30 protein-coding genes are annotated in these 22,145 nt (G+C 63.1%); 16 read left to right on the plus strand and 14 right to left on the minus strand.

The window, feature by feature from the left end:
- Window positions 1–6 precede the first annotated feature (6 nt).
- From dnaQ to ACQY4G_RS05240, 5 genes are all read left to right on the plus strand, one after another.
- Window positions 7–702 carry a DNA polymerase III subunit epsilon gene (dnaQ, locus tag ACQY4G_RS05220; protein WP_421993498.1) on the plus strand — a complete coding sequence of 232 codons (696 nt, stop codon included), beginning with the start codon at window positions 7–9 and terminating at the stop codon, window positions 700–702.
- A gap of 78 nt (window positions 703–780) precedes the next feature.
- Window positions 781–1,350, plus strand: coding sequence for a ribosome hibernation-promoting factor, HPF/YfiA family (gene hpf / locus ACQY4G_RS05225; RefSeq protein ID WP_067692131.1), 570 nt, complete (start codon window positions 781–783; stop codon window positions 1,348–1,350).
- Between the two features lie 15 nt (window positions 1,351–1,365).
- On the plus strand, window positions 1,366–1,830 hold the full coding sequence (locus ACQY4G_RS05230) for a PaaI family thioesterase (protein WP_421993500.1): 465 nt from the start codon (window positions 1,366–1,368) through the stop codon (window positions 1,828–1,830).
- A 5-nt stretch (window positions 1,831–1,835) separates the two neighbouring features.
- A complete protein-coding gene (locus ACQY4G_RS05235) occupies window positions 1,836–2,171 on the plus strand; it encodes a DUF1491 family protein (RefSeq protein WP_421993502.1) in 336 nt (111 codons plus the stop codon).
- A gap of 201 nt (window positions 2,172–2,372) precedes the next feature.
- Entirely contained in the window at window positions 2,373–3,032 is a 660-nt protein-coding gene (locus ACQY4G_RS05240) for a cell wall hydrolase (protein WP_067692140.1), read from the plus strand.
- Between the two features lie 65 nt (window positions 3,033–3,097).
- Here ACQY4G_RS05240 and xth read toward each other — a convergent pair whose 3' ends face one another.
- The 3 genes from xth to ACQY4G_RS05255 are packed head-to-tail and all read right to left on the minus strand — an operon-like array spanning window position 3,098 to window position 4,714.
- Window positions 3,098–3,883: an exodeoxyribonuclease III gene (xth, locus tag ACQY4G_RS05245; protein WP_421993570.1), complete on the minus strand. Its 786-nt coding sequence runs from the start codon at window positions 3,881–3,883 to the stop codon at window positions 3,098–3,100.
- 38 nt (window positions 3,884–3,921) lie between these two features.
- Window positions 3,922–4,251 (minus strand): HesB/IscA family protein, encoded by a 330-nt coding sequence (locus ACQY4G_RS05250; protein WP_067692146.1) that lies wholly within the window; start codon window positions 4,249–4,251, stop codon window positions 3,922–3,924.
- Between the two features lie 31 nt (window positions 4,252–4,282).
- Window positions 4,283–4,714 (minus strand): CBS domain-containing protein, encoded by a 432-nt coding sequence (locus tag ACQY4G_RS05255; protein WP_421993504.1) that lies wholly within the window; start codon window positions 4,712–4,714, stop codon window positions 4,283–4,285.
- A gap of 113 nt (window positions 4,715–4,827) precedes the next feature.
- On the opposite strand from ACQY4G_RS05255, the gene ACQY4G_RS05260 reads away from it, so the two are divergent.
- Entirely contained in the window at window positions 4,828–5,118 is a 291-nt protein-coding gene (locus ACQY4G_RS05260) for a hypothetical protein (RefSeq protein WP_067692152.1), read from the plus strand.
- Here the strand turns inward: ACQY4G_RS05260 and ACQY4G_RS05265 are convergent.
- From ACQY4G_RS05265 to ACQY4G_RS05280, 4 genes are read right to left on the minus strand one after another with little or no spacing between them, the layout of a single operon-like run.
- Window positions 5,115–5,489, minus strand: coding sequence for a (2Fe-2S) ferredoxin domain-containing protein (locus tag ACQY4G_RS05265; protein ID WP_421993506.1), 375 nt, complete (start codon window positions 5,487–5,489; stop codon window positions 5,115–5,117). The genes ACQY4G_RS05260 and ACQY4G_RS05265 overlap by 4 nt on opposite strands.
- A gap of 16 nt (window positions 5,490–5,505) precedes the next feature.
- Window positions 5,506–5,985, minus strand: a complete 480-nt coding sequence (locus ACQY4G_RS05270) for a DUF2497 domain-containing protein (RefSeq protein ID WP_421993508.1) — start codon at window positions 5,983–5,985, stop codon at window positions 5,506–5,508.
- A gap of 53 nt (window positions 5,986–6,038) precedes the next feature.
- Window positions 6,039–7,520, minus strand: coding sequence for a TolC family outer membrane protein (locus tag ACQY4G_RS05275; RefSeq protein WP_421993510.1), 1,482 nt, complete (start codon window positions 7,518–7,520; stop codon window positions 6,039–6,041).
- Window positions 7,521–8,117: a protein-L-isoaspartate O-methyltransferase family protein gene (locus ACQY4G_RS05280; RefSeq protein WP_067692163.1), complete on the minus strand. Its 597-nt coding sequence runs from the start codon at window positions 8,115–8,117 to the stop codon at window positions 7,521–7,523.
- A gap of 160 nt (window positions 8,118–8,277) precedes the next feature.
- On the opposite strand from ACQY4G_RS05280, the gene ACQY4G_RS05285 reads away from it, so the two are divergent.
- From ACQY4G_RS05285 to ACQY4G_RS05295, 3 genes are read left to right on the plus strand one after another with little or no spacing between them, the layout of a single operon-like run.
- Window positions 8,278–9,795 (plus strand): fumarate hydratase, encoded by a 1,518-nt coding sequence (locus ACQY4G_RS05285; protein ID WP_421993572.1) that lies wholly within the window; start codon window positions 8,278–8,280, stop codon window positions 9,793–9,795.
- A 60-nt stretch (window positions 9,796–9,855) separates the two neighbouring features.
- Window positions 9,856–11,097, plus strand: a complete 1,242-nt coding sequence (locus ACQY4G_RS05290) for a sensor histidine kinase (RefSeq protein ID WP_421993512.1) — start codon at window positions 9,856–9,858, stop codon at window positions 11,095–11,097.
- Window positions 11,090–11,842, plus strand: a complete 753-nt coding sequence (locus ACQY4G_RS05295) for a LytR/AlgR family response regulator transcription factor (protein WP_421993514.1) — start codon at window positions 11,090–11,092, stop codon at window positions 11,840–11,842. Before ACQY4G_RS05290 ends, ACQY4G_RS05295 begins: the two co-directional genes overlap by 8 nt.
- Before the next feature lie 107 nt (window positions 11,843–11,949).
- Here the strand turns inward: ACQY4G_RS05295 and ACQY4G_RS05300 are convergent, their stop codons facing one another.
- Complete coding sequence (locus ACQY4G_RS05300; RefSeq protein ID WP_421993516.1) at window positions 11,950–12,246, minus strand: UrcA family protein; 297 nt, start codon at window positions 12,244–12,246, stop codon at window positions 11,950–11,952.
- A gap of 194 nt (window positions 12,247–12,440) precedes the next feature.
- Here ACQY4G_RS05300 and ACQY4G_RS05305 point away from each other — a divergent pair, with 194 nt between their 5' ends.
- The 4 genes from ACQY4G_RS05305 (at window position 12,441) to ACQY4G_RS05320 (ending at window position 14,736) form a co-directional block, all read left to right on the plus strand.
- Complete coding sequence (locus ACQY4G_RS05305; RefSeq protein WP_421993518.1) at window positions 12,441–12,707, plus strand: hypothetical protein; 267 nt, start codon at window positions 12,441–12,443, stop codon at window positions 12,705–12,707.
- Between the two features lie 38 nt (window positions 12,708–12,745).
- Window positions 12,746–13,600, plus strand: a complete 855-nt coding sequence (locus tag ACQY4G_RS05310; protein ID WP_421993520.1) for a diacylglycerol/lipid kinase family protein — start codon at window positions 12,746–12,748, stop codon at window positions 13,598–13,600.
- Entirely contained in the window at window positions 13,590–14,450 is an 861-nt protein-coding gene (locus ACQY4G_RS05315) for a metallophosphoesterase family protein (protein WP_421993522.1), read from the plus strand. Before ACQY4G_RS05310 ends, ACQY4G_RS05315 begins: the two co-directional genes overlap by 11 nt.
- A gap of 88 nt (window positions 14,451–14,538) precedes the next feature.
- Window positions 14,539–14,736, plus strand: coding sequence for a hypothetical protein (locus tag ACQY4G_RS05320; RefSeq protein WP_421993524.1), 198 nt, complete (start codon window positions 14,539–14,541; stop codon window positions 14,734–14,736).
- A 70-nt stretch (window positions 14,737–14,806) separates the two neighbouring features.
- Here ACQY4G_RS05320 and rpsI read toward each other — a convergent pair whose 3' ends face one another.
- From rpsI to ACQY4G_RS05345, 5 genes are all read right to left on the minus strand, one after another.
- Window positions 14,807–15,343 (minus strand): 30S ribosomal protein S9, encoded by a 537-nt coding sequence (gene rpsI, locus ACQY4G_RS05325; RefSeq protein ID WP_083508234.1) that lies wholly within the window; start codon window positions 15,341–15,343, stop codon window positions 14,807–14,809.
- Window positions 15,343–15,822, minus strand: a complete 480-nt coding sequence (gene rplM / locus ACQY4G_RS05330) for a 50S ribosomal protein L13 (RefSeq protein WP_421989258.1) — start codon at window positions 15,820–15,822, stop codon at window positions 15,343–15,345. The genes rpsI and rplM overlap by 1 nt, the downstream gene beginning before the upstream one ends.
- Window positions 15,823–15,990: 168 nt before the next feature.
- A complete protein-coding gene (locus ACQY4G_RS05335) occupies window positions 15,991–16,710 on the minus strand; it encodes a hypothetical protein (protein WP_421989260.1) in 720 nt (239 codons plus the stop codon).
- Between the two features lie 19 nt (window positions 16,711–16,729).
- Window positions 16,730–17,035, minus strand: a complete 306-nt coding sequence (gene cutA, locus ACQY4G_RS05340) for a divalent-cation tolerance protein CutA (RefSeq protein WP_421989262.1) — start codon at window positions 17,033–17,035, stop codon at window positions 16,730–16,732.
- Entirely contained in the window at window positions 17,032–18,057 is a 1,026-nt protein-coding gene (locus ACQY4G_RS05345; RefSeq protein WP_421989264.1) for a COX15/CtaA family protein, read from the minus strand. Before ACQY4G_RS05345 ends, cutA begins: the two co-directional genes overlap by 4 nt.
- 141 nt (window positions 18,058–18,198) lie before the next feature.
- Between ACQY4G_RS05345 and ACQY4G_RS05350 the strand changes: the two genes are divergently transcribed.
- The 3 genes from ACQY4G_RS05350 (at window position 18,199) to ACQY4G_RS05360 (ending at window position 20,314) form a co-directional block, all read left to right on the plus strand.
- The gene (locus ACQY4G_RS05350; protein WP_421989266.1) at window positions 18,199–18,603 is read left to right on the plus strand and encodes a MerC domain-containing protein; all 405 of its coding nucleotides are present in this window, start codon (window positions 18,199–18,201) and stop codon (window positions 18,601–18,603) included.
- 10 nt (window positions 18,604–18,613) lie between these two features.
- Window positions 18,614–19,585, plus strand: a complete 972-nt coding sequence (thiS, locus tag ACQY4G_RS05355; protein ID WP_421989268.1) for a sulfur carrier protein ThiS — start codon at window positions 18,614–18,616, stop codon at window positions 19,583–19,585.
- 201 nt (window positions 19,586–19,786) lie between these two features.
- Entirely contained in the window at window positions 19,787–20,314 is a 528-nt protein-coding gene (locus ACQY4G_RS05360; RefSeq protein WP_291168424.1) for a hypothetical protein, read from the plus strand.
- Here ACQY4G_RS05360 and ACQY4G_RS05365 read toward each other — a convergent pair.
- Window positions 20,311–22,113, minus strand: coding sequence for an AMP-dependent synthetase/ligase (locus ACQY4G_RS05365; protein WP_421989270.1), 1,803 nt, complete (start codon window positions 22,111–22,113; stop codon window positions 20,311–20,313). The genes ACQY4G_RS05360 and ACQY4G_RS05365 overlap by 4 nt on opposite strands.
- Between the last annotated feature and the right edge of the window lie 32 nt (window positions 22,114–22,145).

Below are 22,145 nucleotides of genomic sequence, written 5' to 3' on the forward strand. Positions count from 1 at the left end.
GACTCGATGCGCGAAATCGTATTCGACACCGAAACCACCGGCCTCGATCCCAAGACGGGGGACCGGATGGTCGAGATCGGTTGCATAGAGATGGTCAATCTCGTGCCGACGGGCGAGAGCTACCACGCCTATTTCAATCCCGAGCGCGATATGCCCGCAGGCGCCGAGGCCGTACACGGGCTTTCCGCGGCGTTTCTCTCGGACAAGCCGCTGTTCCGCGACCTTGCGGCGGAGCTGCTTGCCTTCATGGGCGATTCGCCGCTGGTCGCGCATAATGCGGGCTTCGATTTCGGCTTTCTCAATGCCGAACTGACGCTCATCGACCAGGAGCCGGTCTGCACCAGCCGAATGGTCGACACGGTGGCACTGGCGCGCAAGCGACATCCGGGGGCGAAGCTCTCGCTCGATGCACTCTGCTCGCGCTACGGCATCGATCGCAGCCACCGCGTGAAACACGGCGCACTGCTCGACGCCGAGCTGCTCGCGCAGGTCTATGTCGAACTCAGAGGCGGACGCCAGATCGGGCTTGAACTCGCGGCGGAAGCAAGCGCCACGGAGACCGTGCCGGCAATCCAGACATCCGCCGTGCGCAAGCCGCCAGTCGGTCCTCGCCGCGAACCGCGAGCGCATCGTCCGAGCGAGGCAGAACTGGCCCGGCACAGGGAATTCATGGCCGGGATCGAGAACCCGCTATGGAGTTAGGGTGTGGACTATCGGAAACCGACCGCGGCGCCGGTGCTTTGGAATCGTCGGGGGGACGGTAAAGGAGAAGACGAGAAGATGGATATTCGTGTTTCCGGCCACCAGATCGACACCGGTGCAGCCCTGCAGGAGCATGTCGGCGATCGTTTGAACTCCATCGTCGAGAAGTACTTTAATCGCGCGATCTCTTCGCATGTCACCTTCGGCAAGGGGCCGGGAGGCTCCTTCACGTCGGATATCGTAACGCATGTGATGCAGGGGCTGATCCTCAAAGGTCATGCCGAGGCGCATGATGTGCATCAGGCCTTCGATGCCGCTGCCGGGAAGATCGAAAAGCAGTTGCGCCGTTACAAGCGGCGCATTCAGGATCGCCACCAGCAGGCGGCGCATGCGGTGCGCGAGGAAGAGGCAGCCTACACCATCCTGGCGGCGCCGGAGCCCGACAATGACGAGGAACTCGCCTCGGACAGCCCGCCGGTGATTGCCGAGACCAAGGCGATGATTCCCGAATGCAGCGTGGCCGATGCGGTCATGCTGCTCGATTTGCAGAATACCAACGGCCTGTTGTTCAAGAATGCGGGCAGCGGAGACCATAATATGGTCTATCGCCGCCATGACGGGTCGATCGGCTGGGTCGAACCGGGCTGAGGAGACCAGGCAGCGATGAGCGGTGCCGCAATCAGCGGGGCGGAGCGCCATTATCGGGCGCTCGAGAGCCTCTATGCATCGGCGCCGGTCAACGCGCTGTTTTCCTCTAAGCTTGAAATCACGGGCGAAGGCGCTGCGCGTATCACGTTCGACGTGACCGAAGAGGTCTACCACGCGGCAGGCGCGGCGCACGGCACGATCTACTTCAAGATGCTCGACGACGCCGGGTTCTATGCCGCCAACACTTTCGTAACCGACCGCTTTCTCCTGACGACCTCGTTCAATCTTCATTTCACCAAACCCGTGCGGGTCGGCGAGGTGGTGGCCGAGGGCCGCTGGGTGAGCGGGCGCAAGCGCGTGTTCGTTGCCGAATCGCGACTGGTCGATGGTGAGGGGGATGAGATCGGTCGCGGCACGGGCACGTTCATGCGCTCGCACATCCCTTTGTCGAGCCTGCCCGGCTATCGCGCAAATCCCTGATTCGCGTGGTCGCTCGCCTACCCGCCCATGTCGAGGTTTCCGGCTTTATCCGCGCGGTCGAAGCTGCGGGGGGCTTCGGCATGGTGCTTCAGAAGGGCGAAAGGGACGCCGGGGTCATCCTGATATTAACCACGCATAGTGGCAGAAATACCCGCCTCTGGGAGCGAATGCCGCAGCTCGACGGGTCGCGTGCATTCGTTTGCACCCGTGACCAAGATGATGAAAACAAAATAGATTTCGATGATTATGTGGCGAAGCGACGCAATTCGGACCCGGATTGCTGGGTGGTCGAACTGGACGTCGAAAATGCGGAACGTTTCGTCGCAGCGGCGACACATTAACTTGACTTGATTTCATTTGCGACTATTTGGCCGCCAACTTCGATGCGCAGGCGGCGTAGGACGGCAATGGGGTCGGTACGCTAGCACGCAGACGGGGGGTGGCCGGCAGGCCCGCTAACGGATCCGCTCACAAGGACGCAATCAACGCGCCAAGGGTCCCAGCCTGCGACAGACCGCCAACCGCTTAGTTGTCAGCAAATAATGGTTCGCAAGTTTACCGGTTTCACCGCGGTTGTCGCGGCGATCGCCCTTACCACGTTTGCCGGAGCGGAAGGTTCCGGCGCCAACGCCCAGGTTGCGGCTGAAGCAGCCGAAATCAGTGCTCCCGAGGCTCCGCTCACGGAAGAAGTGGTGCCCGTCTTCGTCGAGAAGGAAGTGGTGCAGGAGCTTTCCGACGATGTGGAGAATCAATCCGAGATTCTCGCCGCCGATGCACCGCAGGCAGACAGCCTGCGCGAGCTCGTCGCTGCCATGCCTGCCACTGGCCAGCTCTCGGAAGAGCTGCATTGCCTCGCCGGCGCCGTCTATTTCGAATCGCGTGGCGAGCCGCTCGACGGCCAGCTTGCCGTGGCACAGGTGGTCATGAACCGCGCCGAGGATCGCCGCTGGCCCTCGAGCTATTGCGGCGTCGTTTACCAGCGCGCGCAGTTTTCGTTCGTGAAGAATGGCCGTATGCCGCGCATTCGCACAGGCTCAAAGGCCTGGAAGCGTGCGCAGGCGATCGCCCGCATCGCCCATCGCGGCCTGTGGGACAGCAGCGCCAGCGATGCGGTCTATTTCCACGCGAACTACGTGCGTCCCGGCTGGAGCCGTCGCAAGGTCGCAGTCGCCACCATCGACACGCACGTCTTCTACCGCTGAGGTAGCAATCCGGAATTCGAACGTGGGGGCCGTCACGCAAGTGGCGGCCCTCATGCTTCGCGCCGTCAGTCGCGCAGTTCGACCCACACGGGTGCGTGATCGCTGGCTTTCTCGCGGCCGCGATACTCCTTGTCGACGCCCGCTGCGCCCATCCGGTCGGCGAGTTCGGGCGACAAGAGCAGATGGTCGATGCGGAAACCGTGATCGCGCTGCCACGCACCGGCCTGATAATCCCAATAGGTCCATACGCCGCCGCGCGGATTGAGCGTATCGATCGCATCGGTCCAGCCATCGGTCAGCAACCGCGCATAGGCATCGCGCGATCCAGGCTGCATCAACGCATCCGAGGCCATTGCGCGGACAGACCAGACATCCTTGTCCTCGGGAATCACGTTGAAATCGCCGAGCACCACAGCTGGAACCTGCTCGTTCCAGATCGTGTGCATGCGTTCGCGCAGCTTCTTCATCCAGGCGAGCTTGTAGTCGAACTTCGGCCCGGGATGCGGATTTCCGTTGGGCAGGTAGAGGTTGCAAATGCGCACACCCCTCACCTCGGCCTCGAGATAGCGGGCCTGCTCGCCCTCGCCGTCCTTCGGTCCATCGATACCCAACCCGCGCTGGATTTCGTTGGGCTTTTCACCATCGGCAAGGATGGCCACGCCATTAAAGCTCTTCTGCCCGTGCCAGATAGCCTGATAGCCGATGCTCTCGAATTCTTCGGCTGGGAAACCTTCGTCCATCGTCTTGATTTCCTGCAGGCAGGCGACGGCGGGGCGCGTTTCCTCGAGCCATTCCTTGAGGCGCGGTAGGCGCGCCTTGATGCCGTTGATATTGAAGCTGGCGATACGCATGCCGGGCCTGATGCCCGAAACGCTCACGCGGGTCTAATCTAAATCCCGAAACTCGACCCGCAGCCGCAACCGGCCGCGGCTTGCGGATTCTCGACGCGAAACGCCGCTCCGCCGAGCGACTCGACGAAATCCACCGTGCTTCCTGCAACGAGGTCGAGGCTTACCGAATCGACCACCAGTTTCACTCCATCGCGTTCGCTGACCAGGTCGTCCGCTTCGGGTTCGTCTGCTAGGCCGAACCTGTACTGGAAACCCGAACACCCGCCGCCTTCCACCGACAGGCGCAGGATAGCGGGTTTCGCCTGCTTCGAAGCGATGGCGGAAATACGCGCGGCGGCGGCATCGGTGAGTGTCGGAGCGGTGGTCATTTGCCTGATGTAGTGCGCCGGACCGGTCGTCTCAAGCCGTCTGGATATACTCGCGCAGCGCTTCGGCCTCGTGTTCGATCTCGTCGAGCCGGGCCTTGACCAGGTCGCCTATCGAAATGAAGCCGCACATGGTTTCGCCGTCGACCACCGGAAGGTGGCGAATTCGCCGTCTCGTCATGAGGCCCAGGGCGTTGAGAACCAGCGTGTCGCGCTCGACCGTAATGGGTGGGGCGGTCATCACTTCTCCCAGCGGACGCGAGAGACAGGCTTCGCCCTCTTCCGCGAGGCGATAGATCACATCGCGTTCGGAAAAAATTCCAGCGACCTTGCCGTTATCGATCACCGGCAGCGCACCGATGCGCTTCGAGGCAAGCATCGCCACCGCATCACGGACCGGCATGTCGATTGAACAGGAGATGATGTCCGAACTCGCTCGCCCTTCGATCAACCTGCCAATTTCCATGCGCCCTATCCTCCAACTGCGAGCGCCCAGAATGCCACCACCTACGCAAAAAAGCGAATCGGTTTCTCCGCCGGCGTTGAATCTCGCAGGCACACCCGCCATGTGCACCCCGCATGACCCGTAAATCGCCTCTCGACGACCCCCAGAACGCAGCTTTCGCCTGGGCGCGCTACCGGCGGATCATGCGTTTCATGTTCCTCTTGACTGTCGCCATCGTGACCATTGCCCTCGCCCTGCTCTACAAGTTCGGCGACGAGGAAGTGTCGATCCACTTCTACATCGCCGCCGCGCTGGGGATCGGTTTCACAATGCTGCTGACCAGCGCGCTGATGGGGCTCGTGTTCCTGTCTTCGGGCAGCGGGCACGACGAGTCGATCGAGGACCCCTTTCGCAAGGAAGACTAGTCAAACGGCCTGAGCCGGAATTCCTCCACCGGCACGCCCCCGACGAGGTGGCGCTGGATGATCGCCTCGAGAACCTCGGGTGTGCAGGAATGGTACCAGACGTTGTCGGGCCACACGACGGCGATCGGCCCCGCTTCGCAAATCTGCAGGCAATCGGCCTTTGTGCGCTGCACTGTCCCCTCGCGCCCCGCGAGCCCGAGCTCCTTTAATCGCCGCTTCAAATAATTCCAGGCTTCCTTCCCGTCTTCGCGGCGGCAGCACTTCTGCTTTTCCGAAAGGGCGCACAGGAAAATCTGCCGTTCCGCGCTCGCGGCGCCGGTCTTGGCCAGCGCTCGCTCGGCCTTGCGCAAGGATTTGGATGTGGCAGCCAACAGGTCCGGATCGGTATCAGCTACGCTTTCCGGCAATCCGCGAGATCTCGGCCTTGACCAGTTCTTCGACCATGCCGGGAAGGTTTTCGTCGAGCCATTGCGCCAGCATCGGGCGCAGCATTTCGCGGACCAGGCCTTCGAGCGACGTTTCGCCCGAACGCACAATCTGCGGCTGCTTGCCCGGTTTGGCGAGCATGGCGAGTGCGGCGAGATTCTGGCGCATGGCTTCCCGCGTATCGCCGCGTGTCAAGGCATCGGCTTCGCTTTCGGTCTCGCGCGGATCGCCGATCTCGGTGTCATCGAGGGCGATTTCCTCGGCCAGTTCGAGCACCTGCTCCGCCTCGTCGGCGTCGGCGGGTTCGGCCGAATTTTCGTTCGGCGCGTGTGCGGTACGGCGCCGACGATCGAGGGTGGCACTTTCGCGATTGTCGCGCGCGATCACTTTCTTGATCGAATCGAGAATTTCTTCGACCGAGGGTTCACCCGGTTGCTGCATCGTCAGTCTAGCCCCTGTTGGCGAATCGGCGTGCCCCGATTCGGTACATCGGCTCAATAGCCCGAAACGGTTTCGGTTTCATCCTCTGCCGGAACGCTGGCGTCGGGCGCGGGCACATCGACCGTGCTCGTGGCTGTCGCGGTGGGTTCGGGATCGCGGTCCCAATCCCAGATCCGCTCGCGCACGCGTTCGTAATTGAGCGCCGGATCATAGAGTAGTCCCTCGCCGACGAAACCAAGATCGCGTGCTTCCGCACGGCCCATGGCGGCAAGCAGCGTGAACCCGGCGACGTAGGCATTGCGCCTAGCCGTCACCAATTGGACGCGCGAACTCAACAATTCCTGCTCGGCATTGAGTACGTCGAGGATCTGGCGGCTGCCGATCGAATTCTCGGCCCGCACACCTTCGAGACTGAGTTCCGCGGCTTCGACCGCGATCTGGCTGCTTTCGATGACCGCAAGCGAGGCCTGCCAGCTGGACCACGCGGCCCGCACCTGCGCGATAACCTCGCGCTCGGTCGCGATGACCTGCTCCAGCGCTGCGGTCTCGCGCGCCTGTGCCTGCCGCTGCCGGGCGGCCGGGAGGCCGCCCTGGAAGATCGGAATGCTGACCTGCACGCCGGCATTGGCGGTCGTCTCTTCCTGCGCGATACCTCCCGCCCCGCCGGCCAGCGTATTGAAATAGTCGGTATAGGCGGCGTTGGCGAACAGCGCGACCGTCGGAAGGCGGCCCGACCCGGCGACTTCGCTATCGAAGCCCGCGGCATCGGCGCGTTCCTTTTCGGCGATCAGATCGGGATTGTTCTCCAGAGCGACATCGACGGCAATCTCCACGTTCTCCGGCAGATTGGGCAGCGCCGGCGGGGCCTGCAGGTCGGTCGGCGCCTCGCCCACGAGACGGATGTAGGTTTCGCGAGCATTGATGAGCGTGGCTTGCGCGTTGCGCAAATCGCCCTGCGCCAGCGCGAGGCGCGACTGAGACTGCGCGACGTCCGTGCGCGTGAGGTCGCCGATTTCGAAACGATCGCTCGTCGCCTGCAAGTTGACCGTGAGAACCTCTACCTGATTGGCCGATAGGGCAACCAGCGCCTCGCTACGGAGCACGTCCATGTAGGCGGCAACGACCTGGTTGAAAATCGAACTCTCGATCGCGCGCAAATCGGCCTGACCGGCGGAAACGCGCTCCTTGGCGGCCTTGACTGCGTTGCGAATGGCGCCGCCCGCATAGACCGGCACGGTGAGACTCGGACCGATTCTGAAGGTGCGGTCGGGCGCAGTGAAGCTATTGGGCGAGTTCTTGATGAATTCGGTATAGGTCGCGGTGCCATCGACGCTTGGAATGCCCGCAGCTTCCTGGATCGGCACGTTCTCGTCGACTGCGCGCTGGTTTGCGCGCGCGGCAAGTAAGGTGGGGTTGTTCCGGTAGGCCTGGCTCAACGCTTCCTGCAGCGTGTCGGCATGGGCAGGTGCAGCGAGCGCCAGCGCGCCGGCACTCGTGCCCAGAACCAGCGATTTGGCAAACCCTCCGCGAGGCATTCAGAAACTCCAGCTTTGCGGCCGGTCAAATGCGCCAAGCCGCGGGATGCCCATTTCGGCGAGCGGCAGGAGCGCCAGGGCCTTGCCCGATTTTCGACCGGTGGCAAGCCGCGTCACGCCGCGCTCGACCATGCCGGTCACGATCCGTCCGTCGTCGGCAACCAGTTTGGCGAGCTGGGGCGGGACATGTTCGATCGCCCCGTCGACCAGGACGAGCGTGTAGTCGCCGCGCTTGCCGCCGTTCGCTGCCTTGTCGGGCGCGACCGTTTCGAGCTTGTCGACCAGCGGCTCCACCAGAGCGGGCAGATAGCCACTTCCCGCATCGACCACGAGTACGCGATCGTCCGGCTTGGGGCGGGCCTCGGCCAGCATGGCCCCATGAAACAGCGGGGCGGCCAGGAAGCCGCCGTCCTCGAGCCGGATGGCGCGGTCCATATAGGCCGTAGCCTTGGCGCTTTCGGGGACGAAATCTTCGCGCGCGACGCTGCTCATGCGTTCGATCACGAAAGCATCGTTCACGCCGCTGGTGCGCAGCTGGCTGTCGATCATCGCCTTGCGGGCGGCGGCATAGTCGGGGCGGGTGGTCGTCAGGGTCATGGTCGTTCCGCGAGCTGTATTACATCAATAACACGCTTATGCAAGCTCCGGTTGCCTTAGGCGTATGGCCCGTCGTGGCCAAGCGCTTTGACCGATGGCGGCAAACGCGCCTATCGGGGAGCGCAAATCTGCAACATGGGAATTTGCGGCGATGAGCGACATGACCGTCATCAGCGAAAACGACCTTATCGAGAGCGTCGCCGACGCACTCCAGTATATTTCGTACTACCATCCAATGGATTACATCCGCGCGCTGGGCGAGGCTCACGAGGCGGAGAAGGGCCCGGCGGCGAAGGATGCCATCGCGCAAATCCTGACCAACAGCCGCATGTGCGCCGAGGGTCACCGACCGATCTGCCAGGACACCGGCATCGTCAATGTTTTCGTCCGATGGGGAATGAACTGTCGCCTCGATAGCGGGCGGTCCTTGCAGGAGGTCGTCGATGAGGGCGTGCGGCGTGCCTACAACCATCCCGACAACAAGCTGCGCGCCTCGATCCTGGCAGACCCCGCCTTCACCCGCCGCAATACGCGGGACAATACGCCGTCGGTCCTGTCGGTCGAAATGGTACCGGGCAATCGTGTGGACGTGGATGTCGCCGCCAAGGGTGGAGGCAGCGAGAACAAGTCGAAGTTCAAGATGATGAACCCCTCCGACAATATCGTCGACTGGGTACTCGAACAGATCCCGTCGATGGGCGCGGGCTGGTGCCCCCCGGGTATGCTGGGCATCGGTATCGGCGGCACGGCCGAACACTGCATGAAGCTCGCCAAGCTGAGCCTGATGGACCCGATCGACATGGGCCAGTTGAAGGAACGTGGGGCACAGAACGATATCGAGCAGCTCCGCATCGACATCTTCGATGCGGTCAACGCGATGGGCGTGGGCGCGCAGGGACTGGGCGGTTTGTCGACCGTGCTCGATGTGAAGATCCTCGACGCCCCCTGCCATGCGGCGGGCAAGCCGGTGGCGATGATCCCCAATTGCGCCGCCACCCGCCACGCGCATTTTACGCTCGACGGCTCGGGCCCGGCCTATCTTGAGCCGCCGAAGCTCGACGAATACCCGCAGGTCACCTGGAAACCCGACGCGGCCGCCAAACGTGTAAATCTCGATTCGCTCACGCCTGAAGAGGTCGCGAGCTGGAAGCATGGCGATCGCCTGCTGCTCTCGGGCAAGATGCTCACCGGCCGCGACGCGGCGCACAAGCGCATCAAGGACATGCTCGAGGCGGGCGAGGAGCTGCCGGTCGATTTCAAGGGCCGCGCGATCTATTATGTCGGCCCTGTCGACCCGGTGATGGGCGAAGTCGTCGGACCGGCAGGCCCGACCACTGCCACGCGGATGGACAAGTTCACCGAGATGATGCTCGATCTCGGCCTGCTCGCCATGATCGGCAAGGCGGAGCGCGGGCACAATGCGGTCGAGGTGATCAGCAAGTTCAAGGTCGCCTATCTGATGGCGACGGGCGGTGCCGCCTATCTCGTCAGCCGCGCGATCAAGGGCGCCGAAGTCGTGGCCTTCGAGGACCTGGGCATGGAAGCGATCTACGAATTCGAGGTAGAGGATATGCCGGTGACCGTTGCAGTCGATGCCGCCGGCAACAACGTCCACACGCTTGCGCCCGCCGAGTGGCGCCGCCGAATCGCCGAAGGGGATCTGGAGCTCGCCGAATAGCAAGGCTCTCGACCAACCGCACAGCCTGTTCGACCGCGGCGCTGGCATTTGCGCGCGCGAATGGGCACATCGCAAACCGTGTCGATTGATGAACGCCCGATGAATCGCGAAAACGAGCGCCTTCCCGGCAAGATTGTCCTTGCCTCTATGGTGGGCGTCTGGCTGTGCTATTTCCTGCTGATCACGCTGCGCGGCGTGATCGTCGGCCTTGAATTCCAGGACGAGTTGCTGTGGCGTCGCGCACTGGTGTGCGTCATCGGAGTCGGCGTGACCGGCCTCCTGTGGCTCTTGCTGCGCGCGGTCGAAAACCGCTCCTTGGGAATCAAGATCGCGGTTGCGCTCATTGCCGCGATGCCCGGAGCCATCATGATTGCGCAGGCCAATCGCTGGATTTTCGATTCCATAGAGGCCAAGGTCGAGCAGCAGATGGGCAAGGAACGCGGTATTGCCCTGCGTCGCGACGATGCGGGCAATTTGCTGATCGACCTGCCGCGCAAGCAGCTCGACGAGGAAGTCGAAGAAGCCGGGGAAGCAGCTCCGCAAAGCGTGGTCATCGCCCCGGCGCCCACCCCGCTCGACCAGTGGCGGATGACCTTCGACCTCGCGATCGGGCGTTATTTCCTGCTGCTCGCGTGGGCGGCCTTGTTTCTTGCCCTTTTGGCCGGCGCGCAGGCGCGCGCGGCGGAGCGGCGCGGCGAGCGGTTCCGCACCGCTGCCAAGGCGGCCGAGCTGCGCTCGCTGCGTTATCAGGTCAATCCGCACTTCCTGTTCAACACGCTCAATTCGCTGTCCGCCCTCGTCATGACCGGGAAGAGCGAACGCGCCGAGCAGATGATCCAGACTATTTCGCGCTTCTACCGCCATAGCCTCGCCGACGATCCGACGGGCGATGTCAGCCTCGAGGACGAAATCGACTTGCAGGAGCATTACCTCGAGATCGAATCGGTGCGCTTCCCCGAGCGGCTCAAGGTCAAGGTCGACCTTCCATCGGAACTGGCAGGGTACAAGGTGCCCGGCATGATCCTGCAGCCGCTGGTCGAGAATTCGGTCAAATACGGTGTGTCGGCTTCCAGCAAGCCGGTTACGGTCACGATCTCGGCGCGTGAGGAGTATGGCCGGCTGGTCCTGACTGTCAGCGATGACGGCCCCGGCACGTCGGGCAAGCACGGCTTCGGTATCGGTCTCGCCAATGTGCGTGACCGGCTAGAGGCGCGTTTTGGCAATGCCGCGACGATCGTTTCCGGCCCCTCGCTCACCGGCTATGAGACCGAATTGCGTATTCCGATGGTGAAACATGGCTGACGAAGAAGAGGGCGAAAAGCTCAAGACGCTGATCGTCGACGATGAACCGCTCGCGGTAGAGCGGATGCAGGTCATCTGTTCGAAGATCGGGGAACTGCAGGTCGTCGGGACGGCCAGCGACGGGGCACAGGCCCTGCGCCTGGTCGATGCGCTCCAGCCCGACCTGATGCTGCTCGACATGACCATGCCCGAAGTGGACGGCATGTCGGTCGCCAAGGCGCTGGCCAAGAAATCGCCGCGGCCCGCCGTCGTGTTCGTGACCGCGCACGATAATTATGCGGTCGAAGCCTTCGATCTCGATGCGGTCGACTACGTCCTCAAACCGGTCAAGCCCGAGCGGCTCGAGCGAGCCGTATCGCGCGCATTCGCGCGTCGCAGCGACAGCGAACGGTCCGACAGCGCGTGGCTGGAGGAATTATGGATCCCACATCGGTCCGAGCTGATTCGCATCGCGACCTCGGAAGTCGGCCGAATCGATGCGGAGCGCGACTATGTCCGGCTACATGTCGGCGAAGGCGAAACGGCGAGAACCTATCTGCTGTTGCAGACGATCGCAGGGCTCGAAAAGCGGCTCGACCCGGCCAAATTCATCCGCATCCACCGCTCGACCATCCTGCGCAAGGACCGCATTACCGGCTTGCGCCACGATGGCCTCGGCGTGTGGTCGGTCGAATTGGACGATGGCGAAGCCCTGCGGATCGGCCGCACCTATCTGCCCAAGGTAAAGGCGATGGCGGGGCGCTGACCGCCGTTAAATTCCTGCCCCAAAAGGAAAATCCGCCAAGCACAAAAGAAGACCCCGACCGGGGGACTGCATCCGGCCGGGGTCCGTGAGTGGGCGGGCTGGGGGTATCAGCCGCCCAAGCCGTCACTCTTGATGCGGGCCGCGATCTGTGCGCTGGCATTGGCCTTGGCTTCCTTGAAGCAAGTACGCGCGGCATTGCTCTGCAGCCGGGTGCCGGTGCGCTGCTCGTCGAGGCCGCATGCAGCACGGGCGGCGGCTTCGATCCGTTGATCGAGAACCTTCTGGCCGGCTTCGGTATCGAGATTGAGGTCATCATAGGTAACACTGACCGAACCGGCCTGGGCTGCGGTGGCCGACAGCGCGAGACCGGCAGCGGCGGCGAGGGTAACGAGGGTCGTCTTCATAATGTCTTCTCCGGGTCTGCGGCGGGCCCGATCTGTGAGGGGGGAGATGCCCGCCGCACAAACTGTATTACATGGCTACACCTGTAATCGCACGCGCGGTTCGACCGAATGCGGGAAGATTGGACCGGCAGCACCAAACCGGCGACCAATGGCATTTGGCAATCGGCGAACGTCGAGCTTACAACACTCGTCCCATGCTCATCGGAATCATCTTCGTACTCGGGATTGCCAATTTCGCGGTCCATAAGGCGGTCATCGAGTCGAACCATCCCTTGCTCGATACGCTTCCCGCGTCCTTTCGCGCGCGCGGCGGCCGGTTTTCGCTCATGTTCGAGTTCTTCGTCCTGCTTGCTGCCATGCTTCTGGCGGGCAGCGGCTGGAGGGCTGCCGTTTGGGGCTACGGTTTCTACAGCGTGATCAATGGCGTCACTGCCTGGCTCTTGCTCAACCGCCGGATCTGACTGCGGGAACCGCAACGGTCCAGCGACGCTTGGTTGGCATGGGTTCGCTACGCTCATGGCTGGTCGTCAATTCGCGCAGCGGCGGGAACAGCGATGCGGCGCGCGACTCGCTCTTGCGCTCGCTCGCCGCGCGCGAGCTCTCGCCCGAACGGACGTTCGAATTTCCAGCTGAAGAGCTGCCCACCTCCGCCCGCCTGCAGGAAGGGGACGTCGCTCGCTTGGTCATTTTTACCGGTGACGGCAGCCTCAATGCGGTAATCGAGGCGGTGTCGGGGTGGGAAGGTCAATTGCTCGTCCTGCCTGGCGGAACGATGAACCTCTTGAGTGCACGGCTCCACGGCTCCGATACAGGATGCGAGGAGATTCTCGACCGCGTTGCCCGGGGCGCGTTCCGACCCGTCCGCCCGATGATGGCATGCTGCGAGGCGGGCCGCGCCCATGCCGGTCTGCTGGTCGGACCCGGCACCGCTTGGGCCGAGGTGCGTGAGGCGATGCGCGATTTCGACGTCGCGGGCCTGGCCAGGGGAGCGGGAGAGGCATTGGCCGAGACAACCAGTGGCTCGCGCGTGCGAATGATCGATCCATCCATCGGCCACGAGGAAGGCTACCCCCTCATCGAGCTGACTCCCAGCCATCGTGGGATGCAGGCGGATGGCTTCCGTCTCGAGAGCGCGGGAGAATTCCTGCAGCAAAGCTGGGCGGTCCTGCGGCGCAGGTTTCGCGAGGGCCCGCACGAGCGGCTTGGCCTGCTCGACCGATTGGTCATCGAAAACTGCGCGGGCGAGCGATTGCCGGTGCTGATCGATGGTGAGCCGGCCCAGCTCGGATCGCGCGCCGAATTCACGGTAGCTGAATGCCCCGTCGACCTGCTAGCGACTGCCCATGGCTTCTGAACTTCGCCGGATTTTCCACCTCTCCGACATCCACTTCGGGCTCGAGAACAATCGCGCGCTCGATTGGGTGAAACAGCAAATCGTCGAAAAGCGTCCCGATGCAGTGGCGATTACCGGCGACCTGACCATGCGCGCGCGGCACCGCGAATTCGCGGCGGCAACCGAATGGATCAATTCGCTGGATGCGCCGGTCACGGTTGAAGTCGGCAATCACGACATGCCCTATTTCAATCCGATCGAGCGGTTTTTCGCGCCCTACAAGCGGTTTCGCGGTATGCAGGAGAAGGTAGAGAGGGAACTCGATCTCGGCGCACTGGCGATCGTGCCGCTCAAAACCGCGGTCCGGATGCAGCCCAGGCTCAATTGGTCGAAGGGCTGGGTCAGCAGTCGCGCGCTCGAGCGCTGCCTGGCGGCCCTCGATGCATTGCCCAGGGATACACGCGCGCTGGTCGCAGTGCATCACCCCTTGCGCGAAGTCGGGACCCAGGGAACCGCATTGACGAAACATGGTGGGAAGGCGTTGCGGGAATTGGCCAAGCGCAATGTCGAAGCTGTCCTTTCCGGCCATGTCCATGACGCGTTCGACATTATGGAGGAGACGGAAGAAGGACCGGTTCGGATGATCGGCGCCGGGACCCTATCCCAGCGCACTCGCTCCACGCCGCCGAGCTTCAACGAGATCGAATGGGACGGCACGAGATTGACTGTGGATGTGCGCAACCTCCAGCATGTCGACACACCGGACATGCAGATCGACGACGTTCCGGAAAACGCGCTGCCGCCCCGCAGCGAGGGCGAGCCGGTCGCTCCGGTCCGGCAAGTGCCCCGCGTCGATCCCCCGGTCCATTAACCAGATCGGCTAAGTCCGCTCGGCACGGGTTCGGAAACTTGCTGTCGCTACCTTCTGGTTCGACACGTTGCTGACAGGGGGCGATGCGGTGGAACTTGTCAAAGCGGCGCCCTTGGGCGCTATTCTTACATTAGTGGTGGCGCTGACGATCGGCTCTCAAGGATCGGCGGGTGGCCAGCTCGCGATCTTTCGCGCCGAAATCTACCAAGTCGATTTCTGGTGGTCGTGGCCGCTGTTCTTTGCGGGCACGGCGTTGGCCTGGGGCATCATGCTACTGCAGCGCTAAGACGCCGCAAACAGAAAGGGCGGCTCCTCGCGGAACCGCCCCCTTGGTGATCGGATGATCGGGTAAGGCCTTAGCGCTTCGAGAACTGGAAGCTGCGGCGTGCCTTGGCGCGGCCGTACTTCTTACGCTCGACCACGCGGCTGTCGCGGGTCAGGAAGCCTGCGGCCTTGACCGTGCTGCGCAGGGTCGGCTCGTACTTGGCGAGAGCCTGCGAGATACCGTGCTTGACCGCACCCGCCTGGCCCGAAAGACCGCCGCCGCGGACCGTGGCGACGACGTCGTACTGGCCCTGGCGATCGGTAATCGTGAAGGGCTGGTCGATGATCAGGCGCAGCGTCGGACGCGCGAAATAGACTTCCTGGTCCTTGCCGTTGACGGTGACCTTGCCGCTGCCCGGCTTGAGCCAGACGCGAGCGGTGGCGTCCTTGCGGCGACCGGTAGCGTAGGCGCGGCCTTCCTTGTCCAGCTCCTGCTCGCGCAGGGGCACTTCGGCGGTGGCTGCGATATCGGCAGCATCGCCCTGAGGCGCGTCACCGGCGATGTCCTTCAGATCGGCGAGATCCGAGACGGTTTCGTTCTTGGTTTCGTTCGGCGATTCGGGAGCCATTACGCGACAACCTTGTTCTTGCGGTTCATCGAGGCAACGTCGAGCTTCTCGGGCTTCTGGCCGTCATAGGGGTGCTCGGTGCCGGCGAATACGTGGAGGGCGCGCATCTGCGCACGGCCGAGCGGGCCGCGCGGGATCATACGCTCGACGGCCTTTTCCAGGACGCGCTCGGGGAACTTGCCTTCGAGCACCTTGGCCGGAGTGGTTTCCTTGATGCCGCCCGGGTGGCCGGTGTGCTTGTAATACACCTTGTCGTTCAGCTTCTTGCCGGTGAACTTCACCTTGTCGGCGTTGATGACGACGACATGGTCGCCGCAATCGACGTGCGGGGTGTAGCTCGGCTTGTGCTTGCCGCGCAGGTGGTTGGCGATGATGGCGGCGAGACGACCGACGACGAGACCTTCGGCGTCGATGAGGTGCCACTTCTTTTCGACCTCGGCCGGCTTGATCGACCGGGTGGTCTTCGTAAGAGCCTTCATGGCTGGTTTCCGTTCCTAGTGTTTGTGCCGTGCCCTTGCGGAGCGTCGGCGCCAATCGGCGAATCCGTGCAAGCGGACCCGCGAAGCGCGCGGCAAATGGCGTCGAAATGCTCGCCAGTCAAGCATTTCCGCGCATTTCGAATGGGGTAAAATGCAACCCCACCCCTTTCAGGCAAGCCTCAGGCGCCAGGTTTCGCGTGAAAGCCGGCTATCTTCGCCGATCCGCGTCGTGATCCGGCGTTCGAACAGATCGAGCAATCCGCCGGCTCCCGACCGGGAGGCGAGCCAGACCGATACCTCGCCAACCATCCCGCCCGGTAACTCCAGCGTCCGGACGTCATGCGCTTCACCCACGACCGGAAAGAACAGGTCCGCTGGAACGGCGCTGATGAACGCCCCCGCCGTCTCGGAGAGCCGCGAAAGAAACTGCTTTGCCTGCCGCAGATCCTTTGCGGACTTGCCCGCTTGTTCGAGTATCGCAATTGCCGTTCGGACTGCGGCTGCCTTGCCTTCCGCCTGCTGTGTCCGGCGGCCGATCAAGCGACCGGCGCTATCGAGCAAGGCCGGGAAGGGGCCCGCATCGCGCCGCTCGCGTTCGATTGCGGCGATAGGTTCGAGATGATCGGGTGCGGCAACCGTCGAGGCGATCTGCTCGCCGGTAACCCGCGTACCGCTCGGACCGGCCTCGAATTGCCCTTTCCACTCGCGTGTGACGATCAGGCTGGCGCCGCCCGCCAGTCCGCGTTCGAGCTCGCGCCGCAGGATAAATTGTCGCGCCGGGATGACGATCCGCCCGGTCGCCCCGACAGGTCCCGCAAGGGCCAAGGCTGGCAATACTGCGATCGCGCCCATGTATTTGAGCGCGCCCCGGCGACCGCTTGCTGTCATGGTTCCCCCGTCTTAGGCGCTAAAGTGCGCCAAGCCATTCTTTCGTTGCCGCCCCCGCAGCATCACAATGCCAACCCATTATTGCGGGCGCTTCATAAGGGTGCAAGGTTTCGAGACGGGCGACTGCGCGATCGAGCGCTTCGCTGGAGGTCTTCAGCAGGCAGGGGATTTCTTCGCCCTCGTCCAGCCGGCCATCCCACGCGAAGACCGAGCGCATCGGCGCACCGATATTGATGCAGGTGACAAGGCCCTCCTCGATAAGAGCGCGCCCGACTCTCTCGGCGTTTTCCGCGTCCGGAAAGGGGCAATAGATCAGCGCGGTCATAGCCGCCGGCCCAGTATGTGCGCGCCCCAGGCGAAACTCGCCACCAGCAGGGCGCCGACGATCTGGTGCGCGACTGCGACCCACAGCGCAACACCGGTCCATACGGTCGCGATGCCGAGGATAATCTGCGTCCCGAATGCAGAGTGGATCGCAATCGATGCCATGCGCACATGCGATTTCACCTGCCGCGCCATCACCACCAACGCTATCACCGCGATCCATGCCCACCAGCGATGCAGGAAGTGGAGCAGGTATGGATCGTGGGTCAGCGCCCAGAGAAATCCGCGCGACTGATCGTATTCGGGAACGAAGCGGCCTTGCATAAGCGGCCATGTATCGGATGCGAGCCCTGCGTTTAGCCCGGCTACCCATGCACCCAGCAAGAGCTGGATGAAAAGGATCGCCCCGACCCAACCGGCCGTAGCTGTCCAGCGTGCCGGTGCGCTCTTCGCATTGGCCAGCTGCCTGAGGTCCAACGCGGTCCAAACGAGGCCGCCGAGCGTGAATAGCGCAGTAAGCAGGTGAATCGACAACCAGAAATGGCTCACGTCGGTCATCGTGCTCGACAGACCGCTGCGCACCATGAACCAGCCGAACACGCCCTGCAGTCCGCCAAGCGCCAGCAGCGCGAGCAGCCGCCACTTGTATCCGGCCGGAATGGCGCCTTTGATCCAGAACCATGCCAGCGGTACGGCAAATGCGAGGCCGATGAGCCGGCCGAGCAGTCGGTGAAACCATTCCCAGAAGAAGATGAACTTGAAGGCCGCCAGGTCCATCCCGGCGGGCCCGGTCACGTTCTGATACTCGCCCGTTGCCTTGTAGAGTTCGAACTCGGCCTGCCACGCGCTTTCGGAAAGTGGCGGGATGGCACCTGTGATCGGTTTCCATTCGGTAATCGATAGGCCGCTTTCGGTGAGACGGGTGATCCCGCCCACGGCAACCATCAGGAGGACCATTGCGGCGACGAAATAGAGCCAATTGGCCAGTGCGATCGGCCGCGCCTGCTTGCTATTTTCAGACATGCGCCTGTCTCTGGTTGCCGCAAATGCGCAACGCAAGTGCAAATCCAACAAGCAGCGGACCGCTTGCCGCAATCGAATCGAACATAAGGCATTTCACGGTTTCGCTTGAAAGAGGATACACCATAACATAACTGCCATGTCATGTTGCAACGCGCCATCTCGCCGATTCGTCGGAGGCTCGACCGTGCGGGGATATTCCTGTCGGGCGCATGCGCAGTGCATTGCCTGCTCTCGATCGTGCTCGTATCTGGCCTTGGAATCGGCGGCGAACTCTTCCTTTCACCCGAAATCCATCGGTTCGGCCTTGTTCTGGCGACGCTGATCGCAGCGGTCGCGATCGGTTGGGGTGCGCTGCGCCACCGCATGGCGACACCTTTCGTGATTGCCATGACGGGCCTCACCTTCATGGGTGGTGCCTTGGCGGTGCCGCACGGCTACAAGGAGGCGGTCCTCACCATCATCGGTGTCGCGCTCGTTTCGCTCGGGCACATCCTCAACCTGCGCCATGTGCATTCTGCCGCTTGCAAGGAGCGCTGCGGCGACTAAGTCGGGCGGCATGATTGCCCTCACCGTAAACGGCGAAAGCCGCCGCACTGCCGCCACCACCGTTGCCGAACTCGTTCGCGAACTCGATCTCGATCCCGCCAAGGTCGCGGTCGAGCACAATGGTACCATTGCGCCGCGCAGCGAACTGGCCAAACATCGGGTATCGGAAGGCGATACGCTTGAGATCGTCCATTTCGTCGGAGGCGGGCAGGATGAGGACAGCTGGTCGGTCGCTGGGCGCACCTTCAACAGCCGCCTGATCGTCGGCACGGGCAAGTACAAGGATTTCGAGCAGAACGCCGCCGCGCTCGAGGCGTCGGGAGCGGAGATCGTTACCGTTGCGGTACGCCGGGTCAATGTCAGCGATCCCAAGGCCCCGATGCTGACCGACTACATCGATCCCAAGAAGGTCACCTACCTGCCCAACACCGCCGGCTGCTTCACGGCCGACGATGCGATCCGGACACTCCGGTTGGCGCGTGAGGCGGGCGGATGGGACCTCGTGAAGCTCGAGGTGCTGGGCGAAGCGAAGACGCTCTATCCCGACATGCGCGAAACGCTCACCGCGACCGAGACCTTGGCCAGGGAAGGCTTCCTGCCGATGGTCTATTGCGTCGACGATCCGATCGCCGCCAAGCAACTCGAAGACGCGGGCGCGGTTGCGGTCATGCCGCTGGGCGCGCCGATCGGTTCGGGTCTGGGAATCCAGAACCGCGTGACCATTCGTCTGATCAAGGAAGGGGCAAAGGTTCCGGTGCTGGTCGATGCCGGCGTGGGCACTGCCAGCGATGCGGCAGTCGCGATGGAGCTGGGCTGCGACGGCGTGCTGATGAACACCGCAATTGCCGAGGCGAAGGACCCGATCCGCATGGCGCGCGCGATGAAACTGGCGGTAGAGGCTGGACGCGATGCCTATCTTGCGGGGCGCATGGCCACGCGCAAATATGCCGATCCGAGCAGCCCGCTGGCGGGCCTCATCTGACGGTTCGAAGGGCGCAGCGTATGGGCCGGCAAGATTGGGCGGGTTGATCGGTCGGGTCTTCATATCGCCACGTCTCGTCCGTTCTCCATACGACAGTCCGAACGGAACGAAGACTGGTGCGACATGGTGAGCCTTGCCCCGGCTTACCGCTTGTTAACCATATTCGGTGACACTCGGCGTCGTAGCTAGGGAGTGCCGATCATGGCCGTAACGGGTACCGCATCGATCACTATCGCCGAAATGCGCGAGTTCGCCGGCCTGACAGCCGCCGAGCAGCGCTATATCCGCCGCAGCCTCGATATCGGCCTCGGCCGTTGCGATGCCTTTCGCATCTGGGGGCGCAATGCGAGCGAAAACGCCGCGATCCGCAGCCAGTATGTCGCCTATCAGGAACTGAAAGCGCTGCGCCAGTCGATCCCCGAACAATCGGGCTTCGACAGCGTCGAAGGCTTCGTCGGCAAGCTTACCCGCGTCGCCGCCTTCGACCTTGCGCAGGAACGCATCGACAGCTTTTCCGCTTTCCGCTTCCTCTACGAGCGCCTGATCTCCGCCGATGTCCGCCCGTGGCTTCCCAGCGCCTTCTGCGCCGCTGCCGCCCTGCCGCAAATTCGGCCGGAACGCCGCAAGATGCTGCTCCAGTCGCTCAGTGAAGCCGCGGCGACAGCGCCCGGCTGGAGCGACCGCAAGCCGAGCTTCTATCCCGAATTCATCGAGGAAGCCGCGGCCTAGCTTCGATAAAGCCCGGCGAGCCGCTCGCCGTAGCGGTCCTTGATCTTGTGGCGGCGGATTTTCATCGAGGGGGTCATTTCCTCGTTCTCGATAGTGAAGGGCTCGTCGGCGAAGGTGAACTGGCGGACCTTCTCGACCACCGAAAGATCCTTGTTCACCCGGTCGACCGCGGCGCGGATGGCGTTGCGGAATTCGGGTAGTTCCTGGACCTTCTTGCAGTCGAACTGCTTGCCCTGTTCGCGGCACCATTCGAGCGTCCATTCCGCATCGGGTACGATCAGGCCAACGATATAGGGCTTCTTGTCGCCCGCCACCATCGCCTGACCGATTTCGGGCTGCAGCGTCAGCATGCCCTCGACCTTCTGCGGGGCGATGTTGTCGCCCTTGTCGTTGACGATCATGTCCTTCTTGCGGTCGGTGATGACGATCCGGCCCTTCTCGTCGAGATGGCCGATATCGCCGGTATGCAGCCAGCCATCCTTGATCGTGCGCGCGGTCTCGCTCTCGTTCTGCCAATAGCCGTGCATCACAAGCTCGCCGCGGACGAGGATCTCGCCGTCTTCGGCGATCTTGATATCCACCCCGCGCATGGCCGGGCCGACCGAATGCATGGCAATACCGGCGGTGGGGCGGTTGCAGCTGATCACCGGGCCGGCTTCGGTCTGGCCATAGCCCTGCAGCATGGTCAGACCCATCGATTCGAAAAAGATGCCGACATCGGGGTTGAGCGGCGCGCCGCCCGACACCATCGCCTTGATCCTTCCGCCGAAGCGTTGGCGGATCTTGGGCTTCAACAGGCGCCCCACGGCGAAGTCCTTGAGTCCGTCGCCGAATTTCGGCTCGCCGGCAGCGCGGCGCTCACCCACTTCGAGTGCGGTGTTCATCAGCTTTTCCGCGAGGCCGCCCTGCTTTTGCACCTGCTTCATGATCCGCGTGCGCAGCACCTCGAACAGGCGCGGGACGACGACCATGATGGTCGGCCGCGTTTCCTCGATATTGCTGGCGAGCTTTTCGAGCCCTTCGGAATAGTAGATCTGCGCACCCACGCTGATCGGCAGGAATTGCCCGCCTGTGTGTTCATAGGCATGGCTCAGCGGGAGGAAGGATAGGAAGCGTTCGTCGTCGGCAATGCCGAAATCCTCGATCAGGATTTCCGCTGCACCGGCGACATTGCACAGGATTGCGCCATGGTGCTGCAGCACGCCCCGCGGCGCCCCACCGGTGCCGCTGGTGTAGATGATGCAGGCGGTATCACCGCGCCCGATCCCGGCGATGCGTTGCTCGACTGCCGCGCGCGCGGCAGCCGCATCCCCTTCGAGAACCTTGTCCCAGGTGTGAAAGGTAAAACTTCCCGATTGCTGGCGATGCAGATCGTCGATGCCGATGACATGCTCCGCTACGCCCGAAGCCTGCAACGCGCCGTGCAGCGGCCGCAGTAGCTTTTCGGTCGAGACGATGACCGCCTTGGCGCCCGAATTGTCGAGAATATGGACGTGGTCGCGTTCGGTATTGGTGACGTAGGCAGGCACGGTAATGCAGCCCGCCGCCATGATCGCGAGATCGGCGATGCACCATTCGGGCCGGTTTTCCGATACCAGGCATACCCGGTCGCCTTCCTTGAGCCCCAGCGAGCGCAGGTTTTCGGCAAGCAGGCACACCCGTTCCGCCGCTTCGTTCCAGCTGATCGTTTGCCAGCTGCCGTCGATCTTGGCGCCGAGGAATGGGCGGTCACCTTTCTCCCCGGAGCGTTTCAGAAAAAGTTCGACCAGATTGTTGGCGGAATCGATATCCGTCAGCACGGGCAGGCTCCTCAGCAGTTCTTTTCTTATGC

Source organism: Qipengyuania sp. (genome assembly GCF_965277845.1).
Classification (GTDB): domain Bacteria; phylum Pseudomonadota; class Alphaproteobacteria; order Sphingomonadales; family Sphingomonadaceae; genus Qipengyuania.